13 protein-coding genes are annotated in these 14,396 nt (G+C 73.1%); all 13 read right to left on the reverse strand.

Annotated features, from left to right (window positions below; genetic code table 11):
• On the reverse strand, positions 1 to 1,040 hold a 1,040-nt coding region (locus tag AC08OO_RS15870; protein ID WP_476618698.1), incomplete at its 3' end, for an acetylornithine transaminase.
• Positions 1,037 to 2,125, reverse strand: coding sequence for an acetylglutamate kinase (gene argB, locus AC08OO_RS15875; protein WP_476610520.1), 1,089 nt, complete (start codon positions 2,123 to 2,125; stop codon positions 1,037 to 1,039). The genes argB and AC08OO_RS15870, both read right to left, overlap by 4 nt.
• Positions 2,122 to 3,288 carry a bifunctional glutamate N-acetyltransferase/amino-acid acetyltransferase ArgJ gene (gene argJ, locus AC08OO_RS15880; protein WP_476610519.1) on the reverse strand — a complete coding sequence of 389 codons (1,167 nt, stop codon included), beginning with the start codon at positions 3,286 to 3,288 and terminating at the stop codon, positions 2,122 to 2,124. Before argJ ends, argB begins: the two co-directional genes overlap by 4 nt.
• Before the next feature lie 128 nt (positions 3,289 to 3,416).
• Positions 3,417 to 4,445, reverse strand: a complete 1,029-nt coding sequence (gene argC / locus AC08OO_RS15885) for an N-acetyl-gamma-glutamyl-phosphate reductase (RefSeq protein WP_011437560.1) — start codon at positions 4,443 to 4,445, stop codon at positions 3,417 to 3,419.
• A 64-nt stretch (positions 4,446 to 4,509) separates the two neighbouring features.
• A complete protein-coding gene (gene pheT, locus AC08OO_RS15890) occupies positions 4,510 to 7,056 on the reverse strand; it encodes a phenylalanine--tRNA ligase subunit beta (protein WP_476610518.1) in 2,547 nt (848 codons plus the stop codon).
• A 3-nt stretch (positions 7,057 to 7,059) separates the two neighbouring features.
• Positions 7,060 to 8,163 (reverse strand): phenylalanine--tRNA ligase subunit alpha, encoded by a 1,104-nt coding sequence (gene pheS / locus AC08OO_RS15895; RefSeq protein WP_476610517.1) that lies wholly within the window; start codon positions 8,161 to 8,163, stop codon positions 7,060 to 7,062.
• 179 nt (positions 8,164 to 8,342) lie between these two features.
• Complete coding sequence (locus AC08OO_RS15900) at positions 8,343 to 9,488, reverse strand: sensor histidine kinase (protein ID WP_476610516.1); 1,146 nt, start codon at positions 9,486 to 9,488, stop codon at positions 8,343 to 8,345.
• A complete protein-coding gene (locus AC08OO_RS15905; RefSeq protein ID WP_476610515.1) occupies positions 9,488 to 10,381 on the reverse strand; it encodes a TrmH family RNA methyltransferase in 894 nt (297 codons plus the stop codon). The genes AC08OO_RS15900 and AC08OO_RS15905 overlap by 1 nt, the downstream gene beginning before the upstream one ends.
• A gap of 20 nt (positions 10,382 to 10,401) precedes the next feature.
• Positions 10,402 to 10,782 (reverse strand): 50S ribosomal protein L20, encoded by a 381-nt coding sequence (rplT, locus tag AC08OO_RS15910; protein WP_011437565.1) that lies wholly within the window; start codon positions 10,780 to 10,782, stop codon positions 10,402 to 10,404.
• A 125-nt stretch (positions 10,783 to 10,907) separates the two neighbouring features.
• Positions 10,908 to 11,102: a 50S ribosomal protein L35 gene (gene rpmI / locus AC08OO_RS15915; RefSeq protein WP_011437566.1), complete on the reverse strand. Its 195-nt coding sequence runs from the start codon at positions 11,100 to 11,102 to the stop codon at positions 10,908 to 10,910.
• 97 nt (positions 11,103 to 11,199) lie between these two features.
• Positions 11,200 to 11,790, reverse strand: a complete 591-nt coding sequence (gene infC, locus AC08OO_RS15920) for a translation initiation factor IF-3 (protein ID WP_070982428.1) — start codon at positions 11,788 to 11,790, stop codon at positions 11,200 to 11,202.
• A gap of 343 nt (positions 11,791 to 12,133) precedes the next feature.
• Positions 12,134 to 13,027 (reverse strand): SseB family protein, encoded by an 894-nt coding sequence (locus tag AC08OO_RS15925; RefSeq protein ID WP_476610514.1) that lies wholly within the window; start codon positions 13,025 to 13,027, stop codon positions 12,134 to 12,136.
• Positions 13,028 to 13,037: 10 nt separating this feature from the next.
• The coding region (locus AC08OO_RS15930; protein ID WP_476618699.1) for a MinD/ParA family ATP-binding protein at positions 13,038 to 14,396 on the reverse strand (1,359 nt) is incomplete at its 5' end.

Genomic DNA, 14,396 nt, shown 5'->3' on the forward strand with positions numbered 1-14,396 from the left:
GCCCGCCACAGCCCCTGTCCCCGGACCCCCGCCACGCCGGGCACGCCCGCCGCCCGGATCGCCGCGGCCAGCCGCTCCCCGAGCCGCGACGCGTGTTCAAGCAGGCCCTCGGCGGCGATCGTGTCGAGCACCGCGAGCGCCGCCGCGCAGACGATCGGGCCGCCGCCGAAGGTGCTGCCATGATCCCCCGGGCGCAACAGCGTCCCCGCCGCGCCGATGCCGACGCAGGCGCCGACGGGCAGGCCACCGCCGAGTCCCTTGGCCAGGGTGATCACGTCGGGCAGCACGCCCTCGGCCTGGTGAGCGAACCACGAGCCGGTCCGGCCGATGCCGCTCTGTACCTCGTCCAGGACCAGCAGCGCGCCGGCGGAGTCACAGACAGCCCGCGCGGCGGCGAGGTAGCCGGTCGGCGGCGGCACGACACCGCCTTCACCGAGGGTCGGTTCCAGGAACACCGCCGCGGTCGCCTCGCTGACGGCGGCGCGCAGGGCCGCGCCGTCTCCATAGGGCACGAACCGGACGCCGGGCAGCAGTGGCTCGAACGGTGCCCGCTTGGCCGGCTGACCGGTGATGGACAGCGCGCCCAGGGTCCGACCGTGGAACGAGCCCTCGGTGGCGATAATCTCCGGACGGCCGGTCCGGCGGGCGATCTTGATTGCTGCCTCGTTGGCCTCCGCCCCCGAGTTGCAGAAAAAGACCTTCGCCCCCTCGGGCGGAAGCCCGGGGCTCGGCGCGCCGACCCGCAGCAGCTCGACGAGCCGTTCGGCCAGCAGCACCTGAGGCTCGTTGGCATAGAGGTTCGACACGTGGCCGAGAGCGCCGAGCTGGCCGACGACGGCGTCCCGGACCGCCGGGTGGCAGTGACCGAGCACGCTGACGGCTACCCCGCCGACCAGGTCGAGATATTCGCGGCCGTCATGGTCCCACACCCGGCTGCCGGCCCCCCGGGCCAGGGAGATCGCGGGTCGGCCGTAGGTCGCCATCACGACGGCGTCCCGCCGGGCGATCAGATCGGCGTCCTTGGCGATCTCGGCGTTCATGGCGTTCCTCCGGTCGGTTCGCCGGCCGGAACGATCCCGGCCGGGCGCGCGGCGGGTGCGGGGGGCGTACCCGGCTCAGGCGAGGTGCCCGGCTCGGCCATGATCAAGGTGCCGATGCCGTCGTCGGTGAAGATCTCCAGGAGCACCGCGTGCGGCACCCGTCCGTCGAGCACGTGCGCCTGCGGAACACCGCCACGCACCGCCCGCCGGCAGGCCTCCATCTTGGGGATCATGCCGGCGGTGAGCGAGGGGAGGAGCTGTTCGAGCTCGGTGATGCTCAGCTCACTGATCACCTCGTCGCTCGCCGGCCAGTCCGCGTAGAGGCCCTCGACGTCGGTCAGGACGACGAGCTTCGTAGCCCCGAGCGCGACGGCGAGTTCGGCGGCGGCGGTGTCGGCGTTGACGTTGTAGACCCCGCCGTCGACGCCGCGGGCGACCGACGCGACCACCGGCACCTTCCCGGAGCCGAGCAGGGCGTTGATCGTCTCCGGTCGGACCTCGACGATGTCGCCGACCAGGCCGACGTCGACCTCCCGGCCATCGACGATTGCCGGGCGGCGCCGCGCGGTGAAGAGGTTGGCGTCCTCACCGGACAGCCCGACGGCGAACGGGCCGTGGTCGTTGACGAGCCCCACGACGTCCCGATTGACCTGGCCGAGCAGGACCATCCGCACGACCTCCATGGTCTGCGGGGTGGTGACCCGCAGGCCGCCGACGAACGTCGAGGGGACACCGAGGCGCTCCAGATGCGCGGTGATCTGCGGACCGCCGCCGTGCACGACGACCACCCGCAGCCCCGAGTGGCGCAGGAACACGACGTCGGCGGCGAAGGCCTCGCGCAGCGCCGGCTCCGTCATCGCGTTGCCGCCGTACTTGACGACGATGGTCGCGCCCTGGAACCGCGACAGCCACGGGAGCGCCTCGATGAGGACCTGGGTCTTCGCGAGCGCCGCATGGCCGCGGGCGGTGGCGGCCGGGCCCCGCCCGGTGCCCCCGCCCGGGGCGGCGTCGCCGGTACTGCCGGTGCTGCCGGTACTGCCGTGCCCACCGTTCGAAGGCGGCGGCGTCCGGGTCGGGGCGTTCATGTCGAGTACGCCGAGTTCTCGTAGACGTACCCGTCGGTCAGGTCGTTCGTCCAGACGGTGACCTCGGCATCGCCGGCGTGCAGATCGACGCCGATGCGCACCTCACGGCCGGACAGGTCGACGAGGTCGCGGTCCTCGCCGGGGGCCCCGGCCCGGCAGACCCGCACCTCGTTGATGGACACGTCCAGCGCGTCGGGCTCGAAGACGGCCTTCGTGGTGCCGATCGCGGCGAGCACCCGTCCCCAGTTCGGGTCCTTGCCGTACAGAGCGCACTTGAGCAGGTTGTTGCGGGCGACGGCCCGGCCGACCTCCAGCCCGTCGTCCTCGGTCGCGGCTCCGGTCACGGTGATGGCGATGGTCTTCGTCGAACCCTCGGCATCGCCGAGCATCTGCTGGGCGAGGTCGATGCACACCTCGGTGACCAGCCCCGTCAGCTCCGCCTCGGGCAGGCTCACCCCGGCGGCGCCCGAGGCCAGCAGCAGCACGGTGTCGTTGGTGGACAGGCAGCCGTCGGAATCGACCCGCTCGAAGCTGACCCGCGAGGACGCCCGGATCACCCGATCGAGGGTGGCGGCGTCCGCGACGGCGTCGGTGGTGACCACCACGAGCATCGTCGCGAGCGACGGCGCCAGCATCGCCGCGCCCTTACCCATCCCGCCGATGGTGACACCCGGGGTCGTCGACGAGGTGCGGACCGCGGCCTTCGCGACGGTGTCGGTGGTGCGGATCGCCTCCGCAGCCGCGGCGCCGGCGGTGTCGGTGTCGGCGAGGTCCGCCACCGCCTTGGTGGCGCCGGCGAGCAGGTTGTCCATGGGCAGGCGGACGCCGATGAGACCGGTCGAGCAGACCGCGACGTCGCCGGCACCGAGGCCGAGCGCCCCGGCGACGTGCTCGGCCGTGGCATGGGTATCGGCGAATCCGGCCGGACCGGTGCAGGCGTTCGCCCCGCCGGAGTTGAGGATGACGGCGCGCAGCCGGCCGTCGGCGAGGACCTGGCGGGTCCAGAGCACCGGAGCCGCCTGAACCCGGTTGGCGGTGAAGATCCCGGCGGCGGCGTCGGACGGCCCGTCGTTGACGACGAGCGCCACGTCCGGACGGCCGGACGACTTCAACCCGGCCGCCACTCCGGCGGCGCGGAAGCCCCGTGGGGCGGTGACGCTCAACTCAACCCTCTCCTGTCTCCTGGCCGCGTTGCTGGTCGATGTTGCTGGTCGATGTTGCTGATCGATGCTCCCGCGTCCTTACCGACCTACCGATCTACCGACCTACCGATCTACCGGGCCGAAAACGGTCAGGGGGCGATGCCCTGAGCGGTCAGCCCGGCGGTCTCGGGCAGGCCGAGCATCAGGTTGGCGCACTGCAGCGCCTGGCCGGCCGCGCCCTTGCCGAGGTTGTCGATCGCGGTGACGACGATCGCCCGGCCGGTCTCCGGGTCGAAGGTCCCTTGCACATGAACGGCGTTCCCGCCGAGCGTCGCCGCGGTGTGCGGCCAGCGCCCCGGCGGCAGCACCCGGACGAACGGCTCCCCCGCGTAGGCGGCCCGCAGCGTCTCGTACACGGCGTCCGCGTCGGTGCCCGGGGTGGCCCGGCCGGTGCTGGTCGCGAGGATGCCGCGGGGAAGCGGGGCGAGCACCGGGGTGAAGGACACCGTCACGGTCATACCGGCGGCCCGGGAGAGGGTCTGCGTGATCTCGGGTCTGTGCTGGTGGGTGCCCACCTTGTAGGCGGTCAGGTCACCCATCACCTCGCTGCCGAGCAGGTTCACCGTGGCCGAGCGCCCCGCGCCGGACGTGCCGCTCGCCGCGACAACGACCAGGTCGGCGGGCTCCACAAGGCCGCCGACCAGCAGCGGCACGAGCCCGAGAGAGGTCGCCGTGGGATAGCAGCCCGGGATCGCCACCCGCCGGCTCGCGGCGATCTCCGCCCGTGCCCAGGGGAGCTCGGGCAGGCCGTAGGTCCAGGTCCCGGCGTGCTCCCCCCCGTAGGCGCGCCGCCACGCCTCCGGGTCGACGAGCCGATGATCGGCACCCAGATCGGCGACCCGCACGGTGTCGGGCAGGGTGGCCGCCACCGCGGCCGACTGACCATGCGGCAGCGCCAGGAAAACGATGTCCGCGTCGGTCCCGGCCAGCGCGGCCGCGTCCGTGAACACCCGGCCCTCCAGGTCGGGCAGGTGGGGATGCACCTCCGTCACCGGCAGGCCGGCGGACGCGTTCGCGGCCAGCGCACCGATCTTGATTTCGGGATGGGCGAGGAGCAGGCGCAGCAGCTCTCCGCCGCCGTACCCACTCGCCCCCGCAACCGCTACCGTCACACCCATGATTGCAATTTTATACACGCCAACTCATGATCATGCAATGATGCTGGCGTAACCCGTCTCGGCCTCAGGCACGCAGGGACGCGCCGGTAAGCTCCGCCGCCCGGGCGACCGCCGCGTCCCGCACCGCGTTCGCCTCGGCGGCCGTCAGCGTCCGGTCCCCGGCGCGCAGCCGCAGGCCGAAGGCCAGCGAGCGCTGACCGACCCCGACCTGGGCGCCCTCGAAGACGTCGAAGAGGGTCAGGGACTCCAGCAGGTCACCGGCTCCGGCCCGCAGTGCCGCCGTCACGTCGGCGACCGGCACCTCGATCGGCACGACGAGCGCCACATCCCGGTCGGCGGGCGGATAGGTGGAGATCGTCGGCGCGATCATCGGCGGCGCCGCCGACGCGACCTCGATCAGGGCATCGAGGTCCAGTTCCATCGCGCCGGCCCGAGGCGGAAGCCCGACGTCGCTGAGCACCCGGGGGTGCAGCTCACCCGCGTGGCCCACGACCCGGCCGTCGATCGAGAGCTCCGCGAGGCGGCCCGGGTGCCAGGGCATGACATTGCCGGCTCTGACCGTCAGGGTCACGCCCACCGCCTCGGCGACCACGTGCGCGGCGTCCACCGCGTCCGCCCAGTCCGCGTCCCGGGCCGGCGTGGACCAGCCACCTGGCTCACGGCGCCCGGTGAGGAGCGCGGCGACGTGGCGGGGCTGGCCGGGCAGGGTCGAGTCCAGAGCGGCGATCTCCGCGGCGGAGGGCCGACGATCCACCGGCGGGGTGACGACGTCCGTCGGGATCCGTTCGCGTTCACGGAACACCAGACCGCTCTCGAACAGGGCGAGATCGCGCTGCCCCCGGCCGATGTTGCGCACGGCCGCCGCGATCAGTCCGGGTAGCAGGGTCGTCCGCAGGTAGCCGGCGTCCTCGGCGATCGGGTTCACGATCCGGACCGCCGCACGCCGCGGGTCGGCCGCGGCCAGGCTGAGCGCGTCGGCGGCGTCCTCGGGTACGAACGGCAGGGTAAGCACCTCGGCGAACCCCGCACAGGCCAGCGCCCGGCCCACCGCGCGGTGCATCCGCTGCGCGGCGGTGAGCCCGCGCCCCGCGGGCAGCGACGGCAGGGTCACCGGGATGGTGTCGTACCCCTCCAGCCGCATGATCTCCTCGACGAGATCGGCGGGCCGGGTCAGGTCGGGACGCCAGGACGGCGGCGTCGCGATCAGAACACCGGGCAGGTCCTCGGTCGCCGACCCGTCAGCCACCGCGCAGCCGACATCGACGAGCCGGCGCCGCACCACCTCGGCGGGGTAGGGCCGGCCGGCGAGGCGTTCCGGTTCCGTCAGCGGCAGGGTCACCGGCGCCGGGGCGGGGCGGTGGTCCAGGTCGGTCACGCCGGGCTCGGGACGGGCGGCGGCGAGCTCGGCGAGCAGGTCGACGGCCAGCGCTGCGGCGACCGGCGCGAGTGCCGGGTCGACGCCGCGTTCGAAACGCCGCGACGCCTCCGAGGACAGCCGGTGCCGGCGGGCGGTGCGGGCCACCGTGATCGGGTCGAAGTGCGCAGCCTCGAGGACGATGTCGGTGGTCGTCGCGGACACCTCCGTGGTGGCCCCGCCCATCACCCCGGCGAGCGCGATCGGACCGGTGTCGTCGGCGATGACCAGATCCTCGGGGTCGAGAGTGCGGTCGGCCCCGTCGAGGGTGCGCAGCGTCTCTCCGGCGACGGCCCGGCGCACAATGATCGCGCCGGTCAGCTTCGCCCGGTCGAAGGCGTGCAACGGCTGGCCGAGGCCCAGCAGCACGGCGTTGGTGACGTCGACAGGCACCGAGATTGACCGCATCCCGGACAGCGACAGCCGCCGCTGCCACCCCAGCGGGGTGGTGGCCCGCGAGTCGACCCCGGTCACCACCCGGGCGACGTAGCGGTCACACGCCGCGGTGTCCTCGACGACGACCGGATAGGCCTCCCTGGCGGGCCCCGGGACGGCTGCCGGGTCCGCCGGCGCGCCCGGGTCCGTGAACGGCAGCGCGAAGGCGGTCGCCGCCTCCCGGGCGATCCCCCGCACCGACAGACCGTAGCCCCGGTCCGGGGTGACCGCGATGTCGAGCACCTCGTCGGCGAGATCGAGCAGCTCGGCGACGTCGGCGCCGATCGGCGCCCGCGGCGCGAGCACCAGGATGCCGTCGGACTCCTCGCCGAGGCCCAGTTCCCGGGCCGAGCAGATCATCCCCTCGCTGACATGGCCGTAGGTCCTCCGCGCGGTGATCTCGAACCCGCCGGGCAGCACGGCGCCGGGCAGCGCGACCGCCACCCGGTCGCCGACGGCGAAGTTGTGCGCCCCGCAGATGACGCCGCGCACGCCCTCGCCCCTGGATCCGGCGCTCTCGGATCCGGCATCCTCGGATCCGGCGCTCTCGGCGACCCGGACCTGGCACCAGCGGACGGCCTTCTTCTTCGTCTCGACGATCTCGAAGCCGACGATCTCCCCGACGACCACGCCGGAGAACTCGCCCCCGACGCTACGCAGTCCCTCGACCTCGAAACCGGCCCGGATCAACGCGTCGGCGACGGCCCGCGTGGGCGGCAGCCCCGCCACATACTCCCGCAGCCAGGACATCACGATCAGCATGGGTCAGTCCTCGATTCCGAACGGCAGGCTGAACCGGACGTCACCGTCGACGAAATCGCGGATCTCCCGGATGCCATGGCGGACCATCGCGGCCCGTTCCAGCCCCATCCCGAACGCGAAACCGCTGTACCGGGTCGGGTCGACCCCCGCGGCCCGCAGGACGTGCGGGTCGACCATGCCGCAGCCGCCGGCCTCGATCCAGCCCTCGTCCGAACAGACCCGACAGGGCTGGCGGGCCGCCTCCCCGCGGCAGGCGAAGCACTGCACGTCCAGTTCCGCAGACGGCTCGGTGAACGGGAAGAACGACGGGCGCAGCCGCGTCGACAGGCCCGCCCCGAACAACGCCTGGGCGAAGACCTCCAGGGTGCCACGCAGGTCCGCCATGGTGATGCCCCTGTCCACGGCCAGACCTTCGAGCTGGCCGAAGACCGGCGAGTGCGTCGCATCGATGGTGTCGTTGCGGTATGTCCGCCCCGGGCACACGACGTACACGGGCAGCGGGAGGTTCAGCAGGGAGCGGATCTGCACCGGGGAGGTGTGGGTACGCAGCACCCGGCCCGCCCCGGTCGGCGCGACGTAGAGCGTGTCGTGCTCGCTGCGGGCCGGGTGATCGGGCGCCATGTTCAGGGCCTCGAAGTTGAACCAGTCGTGTTCGACCTCGGGTCCCTCGGCGACCTCGTAGCCCATCGCCACGAACACGTCGGCAAGCCGGTCGGACAGGGCGGTCAGCGGGTGGCGGGCACCACGGCGGCGGCGGTCGACGGGCAGGGTCACGTCGACCCGTTCCTCGCGCAGCACCCGGGCGTCGCGTTCGGCGGTGAGTTCGGCCAGCCGGGCGTCGTAGGCGGCCTGTACGGCCGTGCGGGCGGCGTTGTGCCGGCGACCGGCGTCGGCACGCTCCGCACGGGGCAGGGCACCGAGCTCCCGGCGGGCCAGTACCAGCGGTGCGGAGGCACCCTGGATGTGGGCGGTACGGACGGCTGCCAGCGCGTCGAGATCGGCGGCGGCGCGGATCGACTCCCGCGCCGCGTCGACGGCCGCGTCGAGCTGATCGGGGTCGAGGGCGTGGACCCGGGACGGGTCGACAGTCTCTCCAGGGGCGGGCACGGTGCTCATCCTCGTCATCGGGTGAAAAGCATCGGGTGAAAAGCAGGGTCATCCCGGCGGGAAGCCGGGGTCGTCCGGCCTGCGGCGGGGTTCGTCCGGGCCTGGGATGTCCGGGCCGGAGGCGGCGGCGCGCGCCTGGCCGCCCGGGGCGCCCACCGGTCGGTTCGCGGTGCTCGGCGTCAGCCGAACACCGGGCCACCGGCGGGCACGAAAAATCGGAACTCGGCGCCGCCACCCGGGGCCCGGCCGACCGAGATGGTGCCGCCGTGCGCCTCGATCAGCGCCTTGGCGATGTAGAGCCCGAGGCCGGTGCCGTTCCCGCGGCTGGCGCCCCGCCAGAACTTCGTGAACACGCGCGCGGCGTTCGATTCGGACACGCCTTCACCCTCGTCGGCCACGCTTACCTCCGTGCCGCTGTCCCTGCCACGCAGCAGTACCGTCACAGTACCCGCACCATGCCGCAGGGCGTTGTCGACGAGGTTGTGCAGTACCTGTTCAATCTTGTCCGGATCGACCCACATCTCGGGCAGTTCGCCCTCCTCGCGGATGAAGAACCGGTCGGCGCCCGCCGCACCCGAGGCCACCTTGCCGTCCACCACCGAACGCACCCGGGCGGGCAGGTCGACGATCTGCTTGCGGACCTGGATGCGTCCGGAGTCGATCCGAGAGACGTCCAGCACCTCGGTGAGCAGGCGCGTGACCCGGTCGGCGTCGGTGTTGACCGTGTTCAGCATGAGCTTCTTCTGCTCGTCGGTGAACCGGTCCCACTTGGCGAGCAGCGTCGCGGTGAATCCCTTCACACTGGTCAGCGGCGAGCGCAGCTCGTGCGCCACGGTCGCGACCAGGTCCGCCCGGTTGCGTTCCAACCGCTCGCGGCTGAGGGTGTCGCGCAGGGACAGCGACACCCGCACCAGCCGACCGGCGACCCGGTTGAACCGCACCGTGACGTGGAAGTCACGGTCGTGGACCGGACCCGCGTAGGTCAGGCGCCGCTCCGGCTGCCCGGTGACCCGCGGCAGGTTCCGGCTGGCCGTAGAGCACTCCCACCAGTCGTTGCCCCGCTCGTCCAGCAACGGGAGGACCTCGGTCAGATGCCGGCCGATCGCGGACGGTCCATCCACCCCGGTGAGCTTCGCCGCCGCCCGGTTGAACACCTCGACGACGCCGGCAGCGTCGGTCACGATCACCGAATCCGGTAGCAGGTCGAAGGCGGCGGCAGGCAGTGGGCCGTCCTGCGCGGCCGACACGGCTGAATCGGTGGCATCGGGCGCGCAGCCGGGGCCGGAGGGCGGCACCTGCCCGGATGGCGACGTGACAGTGTTCATCACCGTCGACCACCTCCTCCGGTGCCGTCAGTACCGGACCTGCCCGTTCTCTGCGCCCGCGCCGACGCGTAAAGGCACAGGGCGGACGCAACCGCAAGATTCAGGGACTCGGCCTGACCGTACACCGGTACCCGCAGAACCGCGTCCGCGGCGGCCAGAGTAGCCGAAGCCAGCCCATGTGCCTCGTTACCGAACAGCCACGCCGTCGGCCCGTCGAGCTCACCGGCCGCGACGGCGGTGTCAATGTCGCGATCCGCGGCTCCGGACGTCGCCACGATGCGGCAACCCCGGGCCCGCAGCCGGTCCAGCACCACGGCCAAGGCTGGTTCCACGATCACCGGGAGGTGAAAGTGGCTGCCGGCCGAGGAGCGCACGCACTTGCCCCCGAAGGGGTCGACACCGCTCCCGGTGAAGACGACGGCGTCCGCTCCGGCCGCGTCCGCGCTGCGGATCACCGTGCCGGCGTTACCCGGATCGCCCGCGCCGATGCACACCGCGACCAGCCGGGGGGCGGGCAGGTCGGCGAGCCGATGAGCGGGCAGGGCCGCGACCGCGACGAGGCCCTGGGGGGTCACCGTCTCCGACAGCGACGCCACGGCCTCGTCCGTCACGACCCGGACCGGCACCCGGACCGCCCGCAGCAGCTCCTCGTGCCGGGGAGTCGCGGAGACTCCGACGAACACCTCAAGCAGCTCGCCGACGGCCAATGCCGCGCCCACCGCCTGCGTCCCCTCGACCAGGAACCTGCCCTGCTCGCGCCGGGCCGCGGGCCGCTTGAGGCGACGCGCGGCGCCGACCCGCCCGGAGCGCGCTCCGGCGATCGGCGCCGGCCCCGGCGAAGGGGCGTCCGGCGAAGGGGCGTCGGTCGTGGAGGACACGCGGGAGGCGGGCACGGGCCGACGTCGCGACGGGCTCAGGCGGCGGTGGGCTCCGGCGCCGCCGCCAGCGCGGCCCGTGCCACCTCGACCAGGGCGGTGAACGCGACCGCGTCGTTGACCGCGAGGTCGGCCAGGATCTTGCGGTCGACTTCGACGCCGGACAGCTTCAGACCCTGCACGAAGCGGTTGTAGGTCAGACCGTTCGCCCGCGCCGCCGCGTTGATCCGAGTGATCCACAGCTGCCGGAAGTCGCCCTTGCGCGCGCGGCGGTCCCGGTAGGAGTAGGTCATCGAGTGGAGCATCTGCTCCTTGGCCTTGCGGTAGAGCCGCGAGCGCTGGCCCCGGTAGCCGCTGGCCTGCTCGAGGACCGTACGGCGCTTCTTCTGGGCGTTGACCGCCCGCTTCACGCGTGCCATGAGGGCACCTGTCTCCTTCGTTCGGGTGCGTCCGGCGGCCCGGGCCGGAGTCGGCAGCCAACGGCGGGCCGACCGCGACCGGCGGGCCCGCCGCAGTCGGGGCCGGAGTCGTCAGCGGGCCGCGGTCAGCGGGCGAGCAGACGCTTGACGCGTCGGTTGTCCGCCTTCGTCAACGGCACCACGCCATCCAGTCTGCGGGTGAGACGGCTGGTCTTGTGCTCCAGGTAGTGGCGGCGGTTGGCCCGCTGGCGCAGCACCTTGCCGGAGCCGGTGACCCGGAACCGCTTGCTCGCACCGCTGTGGGACTTCTGTTTGGGCATGTTGACATCCTGACGGGTTACGTGGGTAATCGAACAACCGGCGTGGCGAGATCCGGAACCGGTGGCGGCGCCACCGCGCGGACTGCCCGCCCTCGAGTCAGACGTGGCCGGCCGGTTCCGGCACCCGCTGCGGCTTCGAGCCCTTGTGCGGGGCCATGACCATGGTCATGTTCCGGCCGTCCTGCTTGGGCTGAGCCTCGACATAACCAAGGTCGGCCACGTCGGCGGACAGCCGTTGGAGCAGGCGGATGCCGAGCTCGGGCCGGGACTGCTCCCGACCGCGGAACATGATCGTAATCTTGACCTTGTCGCCGGCCCGCAGGAAACGCACGACGTGACCCTTCTTGGTCTCGTAGTCGTGCGGATCGATCTTCGGCCGCAGCTTCATTTCCTTGATGACGGTCTGGACCTGGTTCTTCCGAGCCTCCCGACGCTTCTGGTCGGACTCGTACTTGAACTTTCCGTAGTCCATCAGCTTGCAGACCGGGGGACGAGCGGTCGGCGCGACCTCGACGAGGTCGAGATCGACCTCCTGCGCCATACGCATGGCCTCACCGATCGAGACGATGCCGATCTGCTCACCCTCCGCGCCGACGAGGCGAACCTCGGGGACGCGGATCCGGTCGTTGATACGGGACTCTGTGCTGATGTGTTTCCTCCGTTGCTCGACGCGCGGGCATGACCTCACCGCAGCGGAGCACCGAGCCTGGTACACCAGGCTCCCGGCCGACGACCGCGGAAACGGCTCGGCCGACCGGCGACCCGGCCACCGCGGCCCCCAGCCGGAACTTCGGCCTGAGGACCTGCTGACGTCCCGGGGTGGCGACATCAGTGCTGACATCGGGTGGAGGGCGAACCCCCGCTTGGTCCTGCCGATCAGGCTCCGCGCCGTGCCCTGGCTGCCTGGAAACGGCAACGCCAGCGGACGGAACAAAACCAGCCGGCAGGCGGTCTGCGGCCCAGCGTAGCACCAGACCAGGCGACACGACGATCACATCATCGTCCGGGCGCTCCGAAAGGGCCGGCTGCGCTCACCTCGCGAACCGCACCGGCCATCGGCGCGTCGGGCGCAGGCCCCGCCCCAGATGGCGGCGCACCGCCGCGGCCTCCCGCGCGCTCACGAGCAGCACGGCCGGGCCCGAGGCCCGCTCCTGCGCCTGTGCCTGTGCCTGTGCCGGGTCCGGATCGGCGGCGAGCAGCCGGGACAACCGCCGGGCAAGCAACTCCCCGGACCGCGCGTCCGCATCTCCGCCCTGACGTACCGCGACGGCGAGCACCGGGCGTGGGGCGCCGGCACCCGGGAGGAGCAGTTCCGCCGGCCACACCTCGACTCGCTCGGTCACGGTCCGCAACGCCTCCCGAACCCGCCGCCGGGATAACGGACCATCCGGATCGGACGGACGGCGCAGGGCGGTCACCCTCAGCTTGTCGAGGTCCGCGGCTTCGGTCACGCGCGGCGTGTCGAGGGTTCCGGACGGCGAGTCGGAGCCCGATCCGCCGGGCACCGGCGCGGTACCGCCTGGGCCGACGTCCAGACTGGCCGAGCGCGGACCGGCCACGTCGATCACCACCGCTCCGAGCCCCAGCCGGACCGCCTCCGTGCAGGCGTCCACCGCGGCGACCGGAACCGGCCGGGCCGAGGAACGCCAGGCGGTGAGCGCGCTGACGCTGGAGAAGATCGGTAGCGCGGTCGCGCCGGACGGGGTGCGCAGGGTCGTCAGCGCCATCTCGCTGGTCTTGTCCGCACCTGTGACGGCGTCGGCGTCGGTGAGCCGAGCCTCGACTCCGACGAAGACCCGGGCCTGGCGCAGCGCGGCGGTCAGAACGGCGGGGTCGACCGGGCTGGCGGCGAGCGCTCGGGTGAGCGACTCGTCGGCGCGGCCGTCATCGCCCTGACCAGACGGAGTCAGCAGATCGCGTGCCATTCTCGCCAGCCTAGGGCCCAGGCGGCGCGGCGGGCCGGTACCGGATCGGGTCCGTGGCGTTCACCATGGCCCGGACGGGCCCGGGCCCGAGTTGAGGGCCCCGACCGGGGGCTGCGATGGCGGGCCGGGCCAGCACGGTGGCCGGTTGCGACCCGGGAAGCGGGGCGGTGGCGACCGCCCCGGCGAGACGCTGGAAGGCAAACCTGGTCCGGCGACGCAGGCGGTACCAGCTGATCGGACGGCTGTCGGCGAGCGCCGCGTCGAACGGCACCGGCACCGTCATGTAGGCCCGGTCCTCGAGATGCTCGAGACGCAGCCGTGCCCCGCGGCTCAACCGGGAGGGATACGTCTCGACGACGGCCACGATGACGGTGGCAGCGAGATCTGGCCGACCGGCCGCGGTCAACGCGCTCAACGCGTCGTCCGCACCGGCGATCTCCGTCTCGCCGGCCCGGATCGTCAACACGACGAGGTCCGCCCGCGCCAGCAGGGTGGCCGGCACCGGCTGGCTCCACCCCGGTGGGGCGTCCGCGACGACGACCGGATACCAGTGTCCGAGCAGGTCGAGTGCCCACGCCAGCTCCTCGGGAAGCAGCCCCGGCCCGGTGAGATCATGCAGTCCGGCCAGCACCTCCAGGCCACCGGAGCCATCGGAGGCGACGAACCGGCGCACGTCCTCCAATGAGGACACCGGTGGCCGCGCCGTGGCCAGCTCCCGCAACCCCACACCCGGTGACATGAGGCCGACCCGGTGCGCAAGCAGCCCGGACTGGTCCGGGGATGCGTCCACGGCCATCACCCGATGACCGTGGTGCTCCGCGATCGCCAGTCCCAGACCCGCGGCGACCGTCGTCCGGCCGCCTCCGCCACCGAATCCCCCAACCAGTACCCGCCGCCCACCGGCCCGCGCCCGCGCGACCGACGAACCGCCCGTTCCCGCGACGGCCGGGACCACCGCCCGACCACGGGACGGCGTCACCGCGGCCACCGCCGCCCGGACGGGCAGGGAAGGGGCCGAGCCGGACCGCCGCGCCGGCAGGTTCGCGGGGACCGGGATGGACCAGGCTGGCTCCAGACCAGGCGTTTCGACCGCCTGCCGGCCGACCGTGGGTCCGCCCAAGGGGTCGGCGTCGGGCCACGCCTCCGGCACCGGCCAACCCGGGTCAGCCGCCGCGGGCGGGGGAAGCCGCCCGGATACGGGCCCGGCACCGGGCGAGCCGTCGGGGGGCGGCGCGGTGGCGGCCCGGGAAACGGGGACGACCGGCGTTCCATCCGGGAGGTTCACCGGCTGCCCGGCCGCGGGGACCAGCACCGCGATGTTCTCCCAGGTCTCCCCGGGCGGCGGGACGGCCGGGAGCGGTGGGGAAAC

Source organism: Frankia sp. CeCAU1, from assembly GCF_977971845.1.

Bases quoted from the DNA above. Each gene is read 5' to 3' on its own strand.
- rpmI (WP_011437566.1), bottom strand. From the start codon at position 11,102: ATGCCCAAACAGAAGTCCCACAGCGGTGCGAGCAAGCGGTTCCGGGTC.
- rplT (WP_011437565.1), bottom strand. From the start codon at position 10,782: ATGGCACGCGTGAAGCGGGCGGTCAACGCCCAGAAGAAGCGCCGTACG.
- AC08OO_RS15925 (WP_476610514.1), bottom strand. From the start codon at position 13,027: ATGGCACGCGATCTGCTGACTCCGTCTGGTCAGGGCGATGACGGCCGC.
- argC (WP_011437560.1), bottom strand. From the start codon at position 4,445: ATGGGTGTGACGGTAGCGGTTGCGGGGGCGAGTGGGTACGGCGGCGGA.
- AC08OO_RS15900 (WP_476610516.1), bottom strand. From the start codon at position 9,488: ATGAACACTGTCACGTCGCCATCCGGGCAGGTGCCGCCCTCCGGCCCC.
- pheT (WP_476610518.1), bottom strand. From the start codon at position 7,056: ATGCTGATCGTGATGTCCTGGCTGCGGGAGTATGTGGCGGGGCTGCCG.
- argB (WP_476610520.1), bottom strand. From the start codon at position 2,125: ATGAACGCCCCGACCCGGACGCCGCCGCCTTCGAACGGTGGGCACGGC.